This window comes from Streptomyces sp. SCA2-17, from assembly GCF_044336695.1.
The window spans coordinates 5,803,425-5,818,427 of sequence record NZ_CP117521.1; the positions used below are offsets into that span (position 1 = coordinate 5,803,425).

11 protein-coding genes and 1 riboswitch are annotated in these 15,003 nt (G+C 73.9%); of the genes, 7 read left to right on the forward strand and 4 right to left on the reverse strand.

What is annotated here, in order from left to right:
* Positions 1 to 49 precede the first annotated feature (49 nt).
* From PS271_RS26015 to PS271_RS26025, 3 genes are read right to left on the reverse strand one after another with little or no spacing between them, the layout of a single operon-like run.
* A complete protein-coding gene (locus PS271_RS26015) occupies positions 50 to 1,576 on the reverse strand; it encodes a precorrin-2 C(20)-methyltransferase (RefSeq protein WP_398385098.1) in 1,527 nt (508 codons plus the stop codon).
* Positions 1,573 to 2,223 (reverse strand): precorrin-8X methylmutase, encoded by a 651-nt coding sequence (locus tag PS271_RS26020; protein WP_398385100.1) that lies wholly within the window; start codon positions 2,221 to 2,223, stop codon positions 1,573 to 1,575. Before PS271_RS26020 ends, PS271_RS26015 begins: the two co-directional genes overlap by 4 nt.
* A complete protein-coding gene (locus PS271_RS26025; RefSeq protein WP_398385101.1) occupies positions 2,220 to 3,629 on the reverse strand; it encodes a ferredoxin-like domain-containing protein in 1,410 nt (469 codons plus the stop codon). Before PS271_RS26025 ends, PS271_RS26020 begins: the two co-directional genes overlap by 4 nt.
* Positions 3,630 to 3,789: 160 nt before the next feature.
* Positions 3,790 to 3,862: riboswitch (cobalamin riboswitch) on the forward strand.
* A 112-nt stretch (positions 3,863 to 3,974) separates the two neighbouring features.
* Here PS271_RS26025 and cobN point away from each other — a divergent pair.
* The 3 genes from cobN to PS271_RS26040 all read left to right on the forward strand — a co-directional run bounded on the left by cobN (position 3,975) and on the right by PS271_RS26040 (position 9,851).
* Entirely contained in the window at positions 3,975 to 7,598 is a 3,624-nt protein-coding gene (cobN, locus tag PS271_RS26030) for a cobaltochelatase subunit CobN (RefSeq protein WP_398385103.1), read from the forward strand.
* Between the two features lie 220 nt (positions 7,599 to 7,818).
* Positions 7,819 to 9,090 (forward strand): VWA domain-containing protein, encoded by a 1,272-nt coding sequence (locus PS271_RS26035; RefSeq protein ID WP_398385104.1) that lies wholly within the window; start codon positions 7,819 to 7,821, stop codon positions 9,088 to 9,090.
* Positions 9,090 to 9,851: a hypothetical protein gene (locus PS271_RS26040; protein WP_398385105.1), complete on the forward strand. Its 762-nt coding sequence runs from the start codon at positions 9,090 to 9,092 to the stop codon at positions 9,849 to 9,851. The genes PS271_RS26035 and PS271_RS26040 overlap by 1 nt, the downstream gene beginning before the upstream one ends.
* 40 nt (positions 9,852 to 9,891) lie before the next feature.
* Here PS271_RS26040 and PS271_RS26045 read toward each other — a convergent pair whose 3' ends face one another.
* On the reverse strand, positions 9,892 to 10,818 hold the full coding sequence (locus PS271_RS26045) for a trypsin-like serine peptidase (protein ID WP_398385106.1): 927 nt from the start codon (positions 10,816 to 10,818) through the stop codon (positions 9,892 to 9,894).
* A gap of 388 nt (positions 10,819 to 11,206) precedes the next feature.
* On the opposite strand from PS271_RS26045, the gene PS271_RS26050 reads away from it, so the two are divergent.
* The 4 genes from PS271_RS26050 to PS271_RS26065 all read left to right on the forward strand — a co-directional run bounded on the left by PS271_RS26050 (position 11,207) and on the right by PS271_RS26065 (position 14,955).
* Positions 11,207 to 11,689: a helix-turn-helix domain-containing protein gene (locus tag PS271_RS26050; protein WP_120758098.1), complete on the forward strand. Its 483-nt coding sequence runs from the start codon at positions 11,207 to 11,209 to the stop codon at positions 11,687 to 11,689.
* Entirely contained in the window at positions 11,686 to 12,366 is a 681-nt protein-coding gene (locus PS271_RS26055) for a hypothetical protein (protein WP_398385107.1), read from the forward strand. The genes PS271_RS26050 and PS271_RS26055 overlap by 4 nt, the downstream gene beginning before the upstream one ends.
* Positions 12,359 to 13,570: an MAB_1171c family putative transporter gene (locus tag PS271_RS26060; protein WP_398385109.1), complete on the forward strand. Its 1,212-nt coding sequence runs from the start codon at positions 12,359 to 12,361 to the stop codon at positions 13,568 to 13,570. Before PS271_RS26055 ends, PS271_RS26060 begins: the two co-directional genes overlap by 8 nt.
* Before the next feature lie 185 nt (positions 13,571 to 13,755).
* Positions 13,756 to 14,955, forward strand: a complete 1,200-nt coding sequence (locus PS271_RS26065) for a cytochrome P450 family protein (RefSeq protein ID WP_398385110.1) — start codon at positions 13,756 to 13,758, stop codon at positions 14,953 to 14,955.
* The last annotated feature ends 48 nt before the right edge of the window (positions 14,956 to 15,003 follow it).

The following is a 15,003-nucleotide window of genomic DNA, read 5'->3' on the forward strand; positions in this document are numbered from 1 at the left end:
CCGGCCACGACGGCGTGGCCCGGCGGGGCCGGGCCGGCCGTCGTCCGCGTCACCCCTCCGGATACCTCCGCGGCGTCCAGACGATCTGCTCGGGAGAGCCGTCCGCCGTGCGGCGGGCCACTCGCGTCTGGGTCGAGCCGACCAGGAGGATCGTGCGCATGTCGACCTCGTCCGGGTCGAGTTCGCCGAGGGGGACGATGCGGACGCTCTCCTCCGGGCCGCCCACGTCGCGGCCCAGGACCACGGGCGTGCTCGGGGCGCGGAATTCCAGGAGCAGGTCGCGGGCCTTGCCGACCTGCCAGACGCGGCTGCGGGAGCCGGGGTTGTACAGGGCGAGCACCAGGTCCGCGGAGGCCGCGGACCGCAGCCGCTCCGCGATGACCTCCCACGGCTTGAGCCGGTCCGACAGCGAGACGACCGCGTAGTCGTGGCCCAGCGGGGCCCCCGCGCGGGAGGCGGCCGCGTGGGCGGCCGTCATGCCGGGCACCACCCGTACCGGAATGTCGAGGTACGGGCCTTCCGAGGCGACCTCCAGGACCGCCGTGGCCATGGCGAAGACGCCGGGGTCGCCCGACGAGACGACGGCGACGCGCCGCCCCTGCCGCGCCAGGTCCAGCGCGAACTCGGCCCGCTCCGACTCCACCTTGTTGTCGGACGCGTGGCGGCGCTGGCCGGGCCGGGCCGGCACCCGGTCCACGTAGGTGCTGTAGCCGACGACGTCCTGCGCGGCCGCGAGCTCGCCGCGCGCCTCGGGGGTGAGCCACAGCGGGCCGGCCGGGCCGAGCCCGACGACCACGACCTCGCCCCGCTCCGCGCCGGGCGAGGCGTCCACGCGGCTCGGCAGCACGGCCACCGAGAAGTACGGCACGGACGACGGGTCGACGTCCGCCAGCCGCCCCGTCCGCTCGCCGCTCATCGTCGCGCGCTCGACGTACCGCGCGTCCGCGAGCCGCCCGGACCGCTCCAGCGCGCCCCGCACCGCCGGGAAGGTCCGGCCGAGCTTCATGACGACGGCCGAGTCCGTGGCGGCGAGCCGTGCCGTGAGCTCCTCCTCGGGCAGGGTGCCCGGCAGGATCGTCAGGACCTCCTCGCCCTCGACGAGGGGCTCGCCGAGCCGGGCGGCCGCCGCGCTCACGGACGTGACGCCCGGGATCACCTCGGTGGGGTACCGGTCCGCGAGGCGCTTGTGCATGTGCATGTAGGAGCTGTAGAAGAGCGGGTCGCCCTCCGCGAGGACGGCCACCGTGCGCCCGGCGTCCAGGTGTGCGGCGAGCCGCTCCGCGGCCTCCTCGTAGAACTCCTCCATCGCGCCCCGGTAGCCGCCGGGGTGGTCCGTGGTCTCGGTCGTGACCGGGTAGACCAGGCGTTCCTCGATGTGCTCGGGGCGCAGGTGGCGCTCGGCGATGGAGCGCGCGATGGAGCGGCCGTGCCGGGCACTGTGGTACGCGACGACGTCGGCCGCCGCGATGACCTCGACGGCCCGTACGGTCATCAGCGACGGGTCGCCGGGACCGAGCCCCACCCCGTACAGCCGGCCCGTGGTCCGGTCCGTGGTCTGCGGTTGCTGCTCGCTCACTCTTCCTCGCTCGCTATCGCGTTGATCGCGGCGGCGGCCATGGCGCTGCCGCCGCGCCGCCCCCGCACCACCAGGTACTCCAGCCCCAGCGGGCTGCCGGCCAGGGCGTCCTTGGACTCGGCGGCGCCGATGAAGCCGACCGGTACGCCGAGCACGGCGGCCGGCCGCGGTGCGCCTTCGGCGACCATCTCCAGCAGCCGGAAGAGCGCGGTGGGGGCGTTGCCGACGGCCACGACGGCGCCGTCGAGCTTGTCGCGCCACAGCTCCAGGGCCGCGGCGCTGCGGGTCGTGCCCATGCGCTGCGCCAGCTCGGGCACCACCGGGTCGGCGAGGGTGCACAGCACCTCGTTGTCCGCCGGCAGGCGCTTGCGGGTGACGCCGCTGGCGACCATGTTCGCGTCGCACAGGATCGGCGCCCCGGAGAGCAGCGCCGCGCGCGCCTTCGCGACCACGCCGGGGGAGTAGGCGAGGTCCTTGACCAGGTCCGTCATCCCGCAGGCGTGGATCATGCGCACCGCGACCCGGCCCACGTCGGGCGGCAGCCCGCCGAGGTCCGCCTCGGCGCGGATGGTGGCGAAGGACTGGCGGTAGATGGACGCGCCGTCCTTGTCGTAGTCGAACACTGTGGCCTCGTTGTCGTCGTTCATGTCGTGGTACGTGCCGCCGCCACCGCGCCGGCGAGCCCTGCTGTCGTCACCGTCCGGGGCGCGGCGTCCTGCCGGCCACCGGTCTCGTCACTCCGGTCCCGCACCGTCACTTGGTATCCGTCGCCCGTAGCCAGGACGTCGACCCACGGGCCGCCCCCGGGGTGCCCGCAGCGCCGCTCGCACCCGGACCAGTACACCGGGAGCGCCGCCGCACCGGCAGGCTGCCCGCCCGCGAGGCAGTCCGCCGCGTCCGCCCGCACGTCGGCGAGGGACTTGGCGCATCCGGGGCGCCCGGCGCACGCGCCCGCGCGGTGCCAGGCGGAGTCCGCGGAGGTGACGAGCCCGGCGCGCGCGAGCACGGCCGGCAGCCTGGGCGCCTTCGCCGCCGGGATGCCGGGGACGACAAGGCCGCGCCACGGGGTCACACGGATCTCCCCGTGCCCTTCCTGCGCGGCCATTTCGCCGACGACCCGCCACTGAGCGCTGGTCAGCCGCCCCAGCGGCGCCGTCACCGACAAGGCGCAGAGCCCGTCCGGGCCGGTGACCACGCCCGGTGCGGGCGGCTCGCCGAGAGGAAGCCGGAGGGAAGAGGGGAGCGGCGCACAGCCGATGCCCGCCGCCGCGAGCCGCTCCGCGAGCCCGCCGGCGGCCGGACGCCGCCCGGCGGGCAGCTCCCGTACGCGCCACGCCGTACTGCCGCAGGCCTCCCGCGCCGCCAGGAACTCGGCCGCCGCCAGCACGGCCGCGCGCGGGGCGTCCGCGGCGGCGACGCCCAGGCCGGGGCCTGAAGTGCCGAAATACAGGCCGGCCCGCCCGGGACCGCTTGCGATCAATGTCACATCGGGCCGGAGGGCCACGATGTCGCCGCGCCCGTCGTCCAGCCCGAAGAGGAACCGGCCGGAGAGGCCGGTGAGGTCTCCGGCGGAGTCGTCGGCGCAGAGCAGTTCATCCAGCTCACGGGCCCACGCCTGGACATCGGCCGGCGTCCCTTCCGGGCCGGAAGCGGAATCAAGATCAAGAGGAAGGCCGTCCAGGCCGCACAGCGGCGAAGCCGCCACGTTGCGGATCCGGTCGTGCCGGTCCGACGGCAGCATTCCGTACTCCCGCAGCCGCCCGGCGACCGTGCCCCCGCAGCCTTCGGCGAGGCCTCGCAACTGGACGTTGCCGCGCGAGGTGAGGTCGAGGTGCCCGTCCCCGAAATCCTCCGAGATCCGGGCCAGCTCCATCGCCTGATGGGTCGTCAGCAAGCCGCCGGGCAGCCGGATCCGGGCCAGCGCACCGTCGTCCGCGGCGTGCAGGCGCAGCGCGCCGGGGCAGGCGTCGCCCCGCTCGCGGACGGGCCCCGCCGAGGGTGCGCCGGCACCGGGGGCGGCCCGGTCCGGGGGAGGTGCGGGGGTGGTGGACATGGCGGCGAGCATACCGACGCCCCTGACCGGCGCACGGCCCCGTACCGCACGCCCCGAACACTCCCGTACCGCTGTCTGCCTGGGCTTTACTATGCTCAACGGTGGAACAGTGCCCGCTTCGCGAGCACCGCTCCGCCAAACGCCAGCGACGGCGACAGGGGAGGAAGCCGGTGAGACTCCGGCACGGTCCCGCCACTGTGAGCCCGGCAGTCCGCCGGGCGAGTCAGGAACTCCCGCCGTCCTCCAACCGCCCGGGGCGCGGACCCCGAGGAAGGCTTGCCGCCGCATGCGCACATTCCGGTGCCGGGCACCCCGGGCGACCCACGATGCCCTGGGGAGCGCCGCGTGATCCTTCTCCTGTCGACGTCCGACACCGACCTGCTCAGCGCCCGCGCGGCTGCTGCTCATGAGGCCCCGGTCCCGTACCGGCTCGCCAACCCCGCCCGGCTCGCCCTCGACGACCTCCCGGAGCTCCTGGAGGGCACCGACCTCGTCGTCGTCCGCCTCCTCGGCGGCATCCGCGCCTGGCAGGAGGGCCTGGACCTGCTGCTCGCCGGCGACCGTCCCGTCGTCGTCCTGACCGGCGAACAGGCGCCCGACGCCCAGCTGATGGAGGCCTCCACCGTCCCCGTCGGCATCGCCGCCGAGGCCCACGCCTACCTCGCCCACGGCGGCCCGGCCAACCTCGAACAGCTCGCCCGCTTCCTCTCCGACACCGTGCTCCTCACCGGCCACGGCTTCGAGCCCCCCGCCCCCGCCCCCGCCTGGGGCGAGCTGGAGCGCACCCCCCGGCCCGGCGCGAGCGGCCCGCTCATCGCGGTGCTCTACTACCGCGCCCACCACATGAGCGGCAACACCGCCTTCGTCGAGGCCCTGTGCGGCGCCGTCGAGGACGCCGGAGGCCGCGCCCTGCCGCTGTACGTGGCCTCCCTGCGCGCCCCCGAGCCCGAGCTCATCGACGCCCTGCGCGGCGCCGACGCCGTCGTCACCACCGTGCTCGCCGCGGGCGGCACCAAGCCCGCCGAGGCCTCCGCCGGCGGCGACGACGAGTCGTGGGACGCCGGCGCCCTCGCCGCCCTCGACGTGCCGATCCTCCAGGCCCTGTGCCTGACCGGCCCGCGCAGCGCCTGGGAGGAGAACGACGAGGGCCTCTCGCCGCTCGACGCCGCCACCCAGGTCGCCGTGCCCGAGTTCGACGGCCGCATCATCACCGTCCCGTTCTCCTTCAAGGAGGTCGACGAGGACGGCCTGCCCGCCTACGTCGCCGACCCCGAGCGAGCGGCCCGCGTCGCCGGCATCGCCGTCCGTCACGCCCGGCTGCGCCACGTCCCCGCCGCCGAGAAGCGGATCGCGCTCGTCCTCTCCGCGTACCCCACGAAGCACTCCCGCATCGGCAACGCCGTCGGCCTCGACACCCCCGCCAGCGCCGTCGCGCTCCTGCGCCGGCTGCGCGAGGAGGGCTACGACTTCGGCACGGAAGAGGTTCCCGGCCTGGCGTCCGGCGACGGCGACGAGCTCATCTACGCCCTCATCGACGCCGGCGGCCACGACCAGGACTGGCTCACCGAGGAGCAGCTCGCCCGCAACCCCGTCCGCATCCCGGCCGCCGACTACAAGCGCTGGTACGCACAACTTCCGCAGGAGCTGCGCGCGTCCGTCGAGGAGCACTGGGGCCCGGCACCCGGCGAGATGTTCCTCGACCGCAGCCGCAACCCCGAGGGCGACATCGTCCTCGCGGCCCTGCGCCGCGGCAACCTGCTGATCCTCATCCAGCCGCCGCGCGGCTTCGGCGAGAACCCCATCGCCATCTACCACGACCCCGACCTGCCGCCCTCGCACCACTACCTCGCCGCGTACCGCTGGATCGCGGCCGCCCGCGAGGACGGCGGCTTCGGCGCCGACGCCATGGTGCACCTCGGCAAGCACGGCAACCTGGAGTGGCTGCCCGGCAAGAACGCCGGCCTGTCCGCCGCCTGCGGCCCCGACGCCGCGCTCGGCGACCTCCCGCTCGTCTACCCCTTCCTCGTCAACGACCCCGGCGAGGGCACCCAGGCCAAGCGCCGCGCCCACGCCACGCTCGTCGACCACCTCGTGCCGCCGATGGCCCGCGCCGAGTCGTACGGCGACATCACGCGCCTCGAACAGCTCCTCGACGAGTACGCGCAGATCGCCGCCATGGACCCGGCCAAGCTGCCCGCGATCCGCGCCCAGATCTGGACCCTCATCCAGGCCGCCAAGCTCGACCACGACCTGGGCATGGACGAGCGCCCGGACGACGACGGCTTCGACGACTTCCTGCTGCACGTCGACGGCTGGCTGTGCGAGGTCAAGGACGCGCAGATCCGTGACGGCCTGCACGTCCTCGGCGGCGCGCCCACGGGTGAGGCGCGGGTGAACCTCGTGCTGTCGATCCTGCGCGCCCGCCAGATCTGGGGCGGCAAGTCCGCCCTGCCGGGCCTGCGCGAGGCGCTGGGCCTGGACGAGTCGGCGGCGACGCGGACGACGGCGGACGAGGCGGAGGCGGCGGCGCGGGCGCTGGTAGAGGCGATGGAGGCCGCGGACTGGGACCTTGCGGCTGTTCCTGCCGTGGCCGCCGGCCACGGAGAACCGGTCGCCGCCATCCTGGACTTCGCGGCCCGCGAAGTCGTTCCCCGCCTGGCAGGCACCACAGCCGAGCTGGACAACGCCGTCAAGGCACTGGAAGGCCGCTTCGTGCCGGCGGGCCCGTCCGGCTCACCCCTCCGCGGTCTCGTCAACGTCCTCCCGACCGGCCGCAACTTCTACTCCGTAGACCCCAAGGCCGTCCCCAGCCGCCTCGCGTGGGAGACCGGTCAGGCGCTCGCGGACTCCCTCCTGGAGCGCTACCGCACCGACAACGGCGAGTGGCCGCAGTCGGTCGGCCTGTCCCTGTGGGGCACGAGCGCGATGCGTACGGCGGGCGACGACGTCGCCGAGGCCCTGGCCCTGCTGGGCGTGCGCCCGGTCTGGGACGAGGCGTCGCGGCGCGTGACGGGACTCGAACCCGTCATTCTCGAAGAGCTCGGCCGCCCCCGCATCGACGTCACCCTCCGCATCAGCGGCTTCTTCCGCGACGCGTTCCCGCACGTGATCGGCCTCCTCGACGACGCCGTACGCCTGGTGGCCTCGCTCGACGAACCCGCCGAGCAGAACTACGTCCGCGCCCACGCCCAGGCCGACCTCGCCGCGCACGGCGACGAACGCCGCGCCACCACCCGCATCTTCGGCTCCCGTCCGGGCACGTACGGCGCCGGCCTGCTCCAGCTGATCGACAGCCGCGACTGGCGCACCGACGCCGACCTCGCCGAGGTCTACACGGTGTGGGGCGGCTACGCCTACGGCCGCGGCCTCGAAGGCCGCCCGGCCCGGGAGGAGATGGAGACGGCGTACAAGCGCATCGCGGTCGCGGCCAAGAACACGGACACCCGCGAGCACGACATCGCCGACTCCGACGACTACTTCCAGTACCACGGCGGCATGGTCGCCACGGTCAAGGCGCTGCGGGGCAAGGCCCCCGAGGCGTACATCGGCGACTCCACCCGCCCGGAGACGATCCGCACCCGCACCCTCGTCGAGGAGACGTCCCGCGTCTTCCGCGCCCGCGTGGTCAACCCGCGCTGGATCGAGGCCATGCGCCGCCACGGCTACAAGGGCGCGTTCGAACTCGCCGCCACCGTGGACTACTTGTTCGGCTACGACGCCACGACCGGCGTCGTCGCGGACTGGATGTACGACAAGCTCGCCCAGACCTACGTCCTGGACGCGGAGAACCGCGCCTTCTTGCAGGAGGCGAACCCCTGGGCCCTGCACGGCATCTCCGAGCGCCTCCTGGAGGCGGAGAGCCGCGGCATGTGGGCCAAGCCCGACGCGGAGACGCTCGAAGCGCTGCGGCAGGTCTTCCTGGAGACCGAGGGCTCCCTGGAGGAAGGCACGGAGGGCGCGGAGGGCTGAAGTCCTGCCCCATGGGCGAACGGTCGTACGCGGCGGAGGAACAGCCCGGGCACGATCGGCGCCCCCCCCATATGGGGGGCGCTGCTCGCGCTCGCCGTCGCCGCCCTCCTCGGCCGGGGGCTGCTGAACGGCGGTCAGGACCACGGCGATCCGCACGGCGGGCCCTCGCGGCAGCCGTCCCCGGGCGTTTCGGCCTCCGGCAGTCAGTAGGATCGTTCGGATGATCATCAGAAAACGGCTGGCAGCGGGCGCGTGCGCCCTCCTCGCCGCCCTGGCCGGGGGGATCGCGCCGGCGAACGCCGCCGACGGCCCCCCGAAGGACTCCCCGAAGGTCGAGCTGGTGCTGGACGTCAGCGGCTCGATGCGCGCCCAGGACGTGGACGGCGGCACCCGCACCCGCATGGCGGCCGCGCAGCAGGCGTTCAACGAGGTCATCGACGCGGTCCCGGAGGGCGTGCGGCTCGGCATCCGCACCCTCGGCGCGGACTACGGCGGTGACAACAAGGAGCTCGGCTGCCGCGACAGCAAGCAGCTCTACCCCGTCGGCCGCGTCGACCGCACCGAAGCCAAGGCCGCCGTCGCGACGCTGCGGCCCACCGGCTGGACCCCCATCGGCTACGCCCTGCGCGGCGCCGACCAGGACCTCGGCACGGACGGCGGCACCCGCCGCATCGTCCTCATCACCGACGGCGAGGACTCCTGCGGCCAGCCCGACCCGTGCGACGTCGCCCGCGAACTCGCGGCCAAGGGCACGCACCTGACGATCGACACCCTGGGCCTGGCCCAGGACGACAAGACGCGCGAGCAGCTCAGCTGCATCGCCGAGGCCACCGGCGGCACGTACAGCACCGTGCGCCACACCAAGGAGCTGTCCGGCCGCATCAAGCAGCTCGTGCGCCGCTCCGAGACGCCCGTCGAGACCCCGAAGCCCGTCCAGGGCGCGGACGCGTGCGCCAAGGCCCCCGAGATCGGCGCCGGCCTGTGGACCGACCGCGAGACGTTCTCCGAGCACCGCTGGTACCGCGTCAAGGTGAAGCCGGGCAAGGAGCTGCGCACCTCCGTGAGCATCGGCGCGGACCGCGCCGTCGACCGGGACTACGGCGTGCTGGTGCGCGCCGTGAGCGAGGGCGGCCAGGAGCTCGTCCGCGGCGCCGAGGCCGGCAGCGGGCGCACGGACGTCATCTCGTCCGGCCTCCGCTACCCCAACGGGCAGTCCGGGGACGAGGACGAGAAGGGCAAGGAGCCGCGGACCGTCTGCCTGGAGGTCTCCAGCTCCTTCTCGGCCCCCGCGAACGTCAAGCGCGACCCGGGCCTGCCCGTCGAGCTGGCCGTGGACCTCGCCGACGCCCCCGACAACCCCTCCGACCTGGCCGCCTTCGGCCTCGGCCGGGGCTGGGTGCTGCTGGGCGTCCTGGCCCTGACCGGGCTGATCGCAGGGCTGGTGTGGGGCTGGGTCTCCCGCTGGCGCGTCTCGGTGTGGAGGGCGAACTGATGAGACTCCTCTCTATGGCCCGCGCGGCCGCGGCCGGACTGCTCGCCGCCGCCGCACTGTTCACCTCGGCCGGCGCCGCCGCTGCCGCCTCCCCGAGCCCGAGCGCCTCGGCCGGTGAGGACGGCGCGCCCACGGAGGCCGGTACGGGCTTCCGCACGGCCACCGTCCTCAAGCAGGGGCAGAAGGCCACGGCAGACGCCTCCACGGGCGACTACCTCTACTGGCAGTTCCCGGCCGGCGCCGGGCAGCAGCCGCAGGTCAAGGCCACCGTCAACCTGCCGGAGGCGTCCGCGCGGCACGGCTCCGCCGTCTGGCAGCTCGACGTCTACGACGGGCTGCGCCGCCGCCAGGCCTGCGCCTCCGGCGAGCCCACGAAGCGGGCCTCCGAGCAGGACGCCTCGGTGACCCTGACCTGCACGCTGCGGACCGTCCGCCCGTGGGCCGAGCGGTGGGCGAACGACCCGCTGCCCGGCGCCTACTACATCCGCCTCACGCTGACCGAGGGCCCCGACCGGGACCACGGCCTGCCCGTGAAGGCGGAGGTCGAGGCGACGGCGAAGGACGCGGGCGGCGCCCGCGCCGAAGGCGGCGAGGTGGCCCCGCTGCACGCCGCGGCCGTGGAGGAGCCGGAGGACGGCTGGAACGGCAGCTGGTGGTCGGACCGCTGGGCGTGGACCGTCGGCGGCGCCGTGCTCGGCGCGCTCGCGGCGATCGGCGGCTACGTCCTGACCCGCCACCCGCGCCGCCCCGCGGGGCAGTAGCGCGCCGCGCGGCCGGTGGGCGGGGACGCAGGCGCCCCGCTCACCGGCCCGCGGGCCGGTCGCCGTCCACGGCGTCCAGATACAGCTCCAGCAGGTCGTGCGTGAAGTACGAGCTGTACGAGATGTCCGGGGTGTCGCCCCCGGTGTGATAGCCGCCGATCACGCCGATGACCTCGTACCCGTCCTCGTCGCGCACGAGGAACGGCCCGCCCGACGTGCCGCCGACGTAGCCCGCGCAGGCGATCTCCAGGAAGTCGCCCGGGGCGTTCGGGTCGGTGCTGGTGTAACGGTGCGTGGAGGAGGAGCAGTCCAGCGGCTTGGGGTACTTGGCGTCGCTGCTGCCCGGATAGCCGATGAGCCGGACGTCCTGGTGCGCGAACCCCGGGCGGATCGCGAGGCCGAACCCGCCGACGGCGTCCTGCACGTCCTCGCCGTCCGCGCGCTCACCGAGCCGCAGCACCGTGTAGTCCCAGCGCGCCCCGCGGTCCGTCCCCAGGTCGTAGTAGCGCTGGTCGATGTAGATGTCCTCCACGGGGAAGACTCCGTGGGGCTTTAGACCGTCGTGGTACTGGGGCACGAACGTCAGCCGCTTCTTGGGATCCGGCGAGCGCAGGCAGTGGGCCGCGCTCACGGCCAGGTTCCGGTGCGGGCTGCGGACGACCGTACCGCCGCAGAAACGGCCGGTGTTGTTCCCGTCCGTCCAGAAGAACGTGCCCACCTGCGGCAGCCCGTCGAACGGATGGCTGGGCGGCACGGCACCGGCTCCCGCCCTTTCCGCACGCTGCCCGGCCGGCAGGGCGGCCGCCATGCGCTCCGGTGTCCAATAGGCGTCGGCGTCGGCCGCGGCACGCCGCGGAGGCCCGCCCCCGGCGGCCGCGCCGGTGCCGGCCGCGGCGACGACCAGCACCCCCGACAGCAGTGCGGCGGCCAGGCCGTGCAGGGTGCGGGGTCTGTGAGGTCTGAGCATGGTCGGATACCTCCTCGTGGCGAGCGTGTCATCGTCCTACGGGCGGGACCGGGGTGAACAGGCCAGGACGCGACAGGATTCACAAGGACGTGGGACACCGGCGCGGGACACACCGGAGCGGCGCCGGTGCGGGCGCCCATCCGCCCTACGGTGGAATGCATCCGGCGGCTTCGGCGCTTCCTTACCCGGGAGCTCGGCGCCCGCGCCCCGGAAGCGCCCGGTCGTTTACCGGGCTATCAACTCGTGGTTAAGTCCGTCACCGAGCTGAAACCCTGGACGGACTAGTGCTACAGGCCTAGGCCGTGACAGGATGCCTCTCGCAGTCACCTCCGGCTTAACTGGCCGTGAGGTGCCGTGGGGGAACGTCGGCCGGTGAGGACGGGAGCAGATGGCAGTCGGGGGCGATGGGGCGGCAGGCGACGCGCGCAGCACGCTCGCGGCGCGTCTCAACTACCTGTTCGCGAACATGCACCCGCCCGGCGCGCCCTACACCAACGGACACGTCGCCGACGAGATCACCAACGGCGCGGAGTACGGCGGGACCGGCCTCACCGAGCAGTATCTGTCGATGCTGCGCAACGGCCGCCGCGCCAACCCCAGCCCGGACGTGCTGCGCGCCCTGGCCAAGTTCTTCGCGGTGCCCGTCGGTTATCTGATGGGCGACCTCTCGGACTCGCAGGCCGCCCGCGTGGAGGAGGAGGTGCGCTTCCTGGTCGCCATGCGGGACCAGCGGGTGCGGGCCATCGCCCTGCGCTCGGTGGGCCTGCCGCCCGAGGTGCAGGACAGCCTGACCACCATCATCTCGCAGTTCCGGCAGCAGATGAACCTACCGTCCGACCCGCCCGACGCGGGTGGTGAGGAGCGCCCGTGACCGTCACGGCGGATGACCGGCTCTTCACGTACTGGCGGCGTACCGAGGACGAGGACGGTGCAGGCATGCGAGTGGGGCGCATACGGCGCCGGTGCAAGCAGCTCATCCAGGAGCTCGCGCTGCCCGCGTCCACCGACCTCCAGGGTCTGTGCGACGTCGTCGCGCGCCGCGTCGGACGCCCGATCCGCCTGGTCCCCATGAGCCTCGACGGCGTCGTCTCCGGCATGACCGCGACCACCGACGACGCGTACTGGGTCATCTACGAGCAGAAGACGTCCCCCTGGCACCAGGTCCACATCGTGCTGCACGAGATCGGTCACCTGCTCCTCGGCCACGACCAGGACCCGGCCGTCACCGAGGACGCCCTCAAGGTGTGGACCCCCTCGGTCGACGTGGCGACCGCCATGCGCCGCATGGGCCTGACCATGGGCCTCGCCCGCCACCACTGCTACGACAACCTCACCGAGCGCGAGACCGAGATCCTCGGCACCCTCCTCATGGAGAAGGTCGTGCCCCCGCCGCCCGGCCAGGACGCCCGCCTGGAGGGCGCGGCCGCCGAGCTGGCCGCCTCCCTCGGCCCCGCTCTCCAGCACGTCCGCCGGCAGATCCGCGAGCACGGCGCTGCCGCCGGACCGGGCGACGCCGGCGCGAACGGCGGAGGGGGCGACGGTGTTTGACGCCCTCTACCTGACCTTCAGCGCGATCACGTGGGCCATCGTCGCCTACAAGGCCCGCGCCTGGTTCCGCGACCGCGGCAACGTCGACCTGGGCCTGACCGCCCTGATGACCTCCGGTGTGCCCATCGTCTTCCTGTTCTCCGCGCCGAGCGTCTACCGCGCCTTCGACCGGCTGACCGGCGTCGCCAACCTGGCCATGGTCTTCCTCTACTCGGCGGTGGTCCTGTTCGCCTCCGGCGCCACGATCCTCCTGCTGCGCTGGACCAGCCACGGCGACGCGGTCGCCCGCGCCCGGGCCGCCGCCCGCTCCCGGGTCGCCGTCGCCGTCGTGGCCGTCGCCTGGATCACGGCCATCGTCTGCTTCGCCGTCGGCCGCCCCGACGCCGTGGAGCATCCCCGCGACTTCAGCACCGCCTACGCCGACGCGCCCGGCGTCGTCGCCTTCCTGGTGCTGTACCTGGCCATCTTCGGCACGAGCCTCGCCGGCCTCGGCGCGCTCTGCCCGCGCTACGCCGCCCAGCTCGGCCCGTGCTGGCTCGCCAAGGGCCTGCGGACCCTGGCCGCGGGCTGCTGGCTCGGCCTGCTCTACTGCCTGTGCAAGCTCGCCGGGTTCGTGCTGACCTGGGCCGGCCACGACGCCTACTGGCTGTCCAACGGCGTCGCCCCGATGAGTGCTTCGGTGGCCGCGCTGCTGGTCCTGCTCGGCTTCTCGCTGCCCGCCGCCGGGCCCCGCGCCGCCGCCTGGCGCAGGCTCCGCCGGCTGCAGCCGCTCTGGCAGGCCGTCACCGCGCACGCCCCCGAGGTCACCCTCAGCGGGCAGGGCATGACGGGCCGCTGGCCCTTCGCCGACCTGGAGTGGCGGGCGAACCGGCAGATGGCCGAGATCCGCGACATCCAGCGCGGCATCCGCCGCCACGTCGAGCCCGCCGCCCTGGACATCGCCCGCCGCAAGGCGACCGGCGCCGCGCTCGACGAGCGCCGCCTCGCCGCGGTCGTGGAGGCCGCCGCCCTCCGGCGCGGCCTGCAGAACCAGGTCACCGGGCACGTACCCGCACCGCACGCCGACAGCGTCGTCATCACCGTCAGCGCTGATCCGGCCGAGGAGCACGAACACCTGGCCCTCGTCGCGGACGTCTACCACGACCCGATGGTCGACGCCGTCCTCGACGAACTACGGGAGATCAGCGCAGCACGCCGTCCCTGACGGCGTGCGGCCCATGGACGAGGCGGCCCTGGACGGGGGTCAAGGCCGCCTGCGCCACAGGCCGGCGCCGGGTCCGTCACCACGACGGATCCGGCGCCGCCCGTGCGCGTCTCCTCCCGCGGGGTCCGGCACGCGGCTCCGGTCCTTTACGTGCCGGACGGTCTGATCTTCTAGAGTCGGGCGCCATGCAGAACTCACCAGTCTCCGCACTCATCGCCGACCCGTACGGCACGTACGCCGAGCTCCGCGAGGCCGCCCCCGTCCACCGCATCACCGGCCCCGACGGGCGGCCCGCCTGGCTGGTGACCCGCTACGAGGACGTCCGCCGGGCGCTCGCCGATCCGCGGCTGTCCCTGGACAAGGCCAACGCCTCGCGCGACAACTACACCGGATTCAGTCTGCCTCCGGCCCTCGACCGGAACCTCCTGAACATGGACCCCCCGGACCACACCCGCATCCGCCGCCTCGTCGTCAAGGCCTTCACCCCCGGCCGCGTGGACAAGCTCCGCGAGCCCGTGCGCAAGGTCGCCGACGAACTCCTCGACGCGGTCGAGGCCGAGGGACGCATGGACCTGCTGGCGTCCTACGCGGGTCCCCTGCCCATCACCGTCATATGCGACCTGCTGGGCGTGCCGCAGGACCAGCGGCTGGACTTCCGGGCGTGGACCGACGCCATGCTCGTGCCCGATCCCACGCGGACCCACCTCATGAAGGAAGCCATCGGCAACATGATGCGCTTCTTCACCGGCCTCATCGCGAGCAAGCGCGCCACCCCCGGCGACGACCTGCTCTCCGACCTCATCGCGGCCCGTGACGGCGAGGGCGACGGGAGCAAGGGGACCGACCGGCTCTCCGAGGACGAGTTGAGCTCGCTCGCGTTCCTCATCCTCTTCGCGGGCTACGAGAACACCGTCCATCTGATCGCCAACGCCGTTCTGGCCCTGCTGGACCACCCGGTCTTGATGGAGTCTTTGCGAGCGAATCCGGCCGGACTCGGGACGGCCGTCGAGGAGTTCATGCGGTGGGACGGGCCCGCGGCGCTCGCGATCCGGAGGTTTCCGCTGGAGAACGTGGAGATCGGCGGGGTGACCGTACCCGCCGGGGAGACCGTCCTGCTGTCCCTCGCCGCCGCCAATCGTGACCCTCATCACTTTTCCGAGCCGGATCGGCTGGATCTGAACCGTGATCGTTCCGGTCATCTGGCGCTGGGGCACGGGATCCACCACTGCCTCGGGGCCCCGCTGGCCAGGATGGAGACGGAAACCGCGCTGGCAGCGCTGCTGGAGCGGCTTCCGGGGCTCGCGCTCGACGTGGCGCGGGAGGAGCTCGCGTGGCGGCCCTCGGTGCGGGCACGTGGCCTGATTTCGCTCCCTGTGCGCTGGTAGCGGGCAAAGCCGAACAGGTTTTTGGTGCATGACCCATCCTTGATGAGG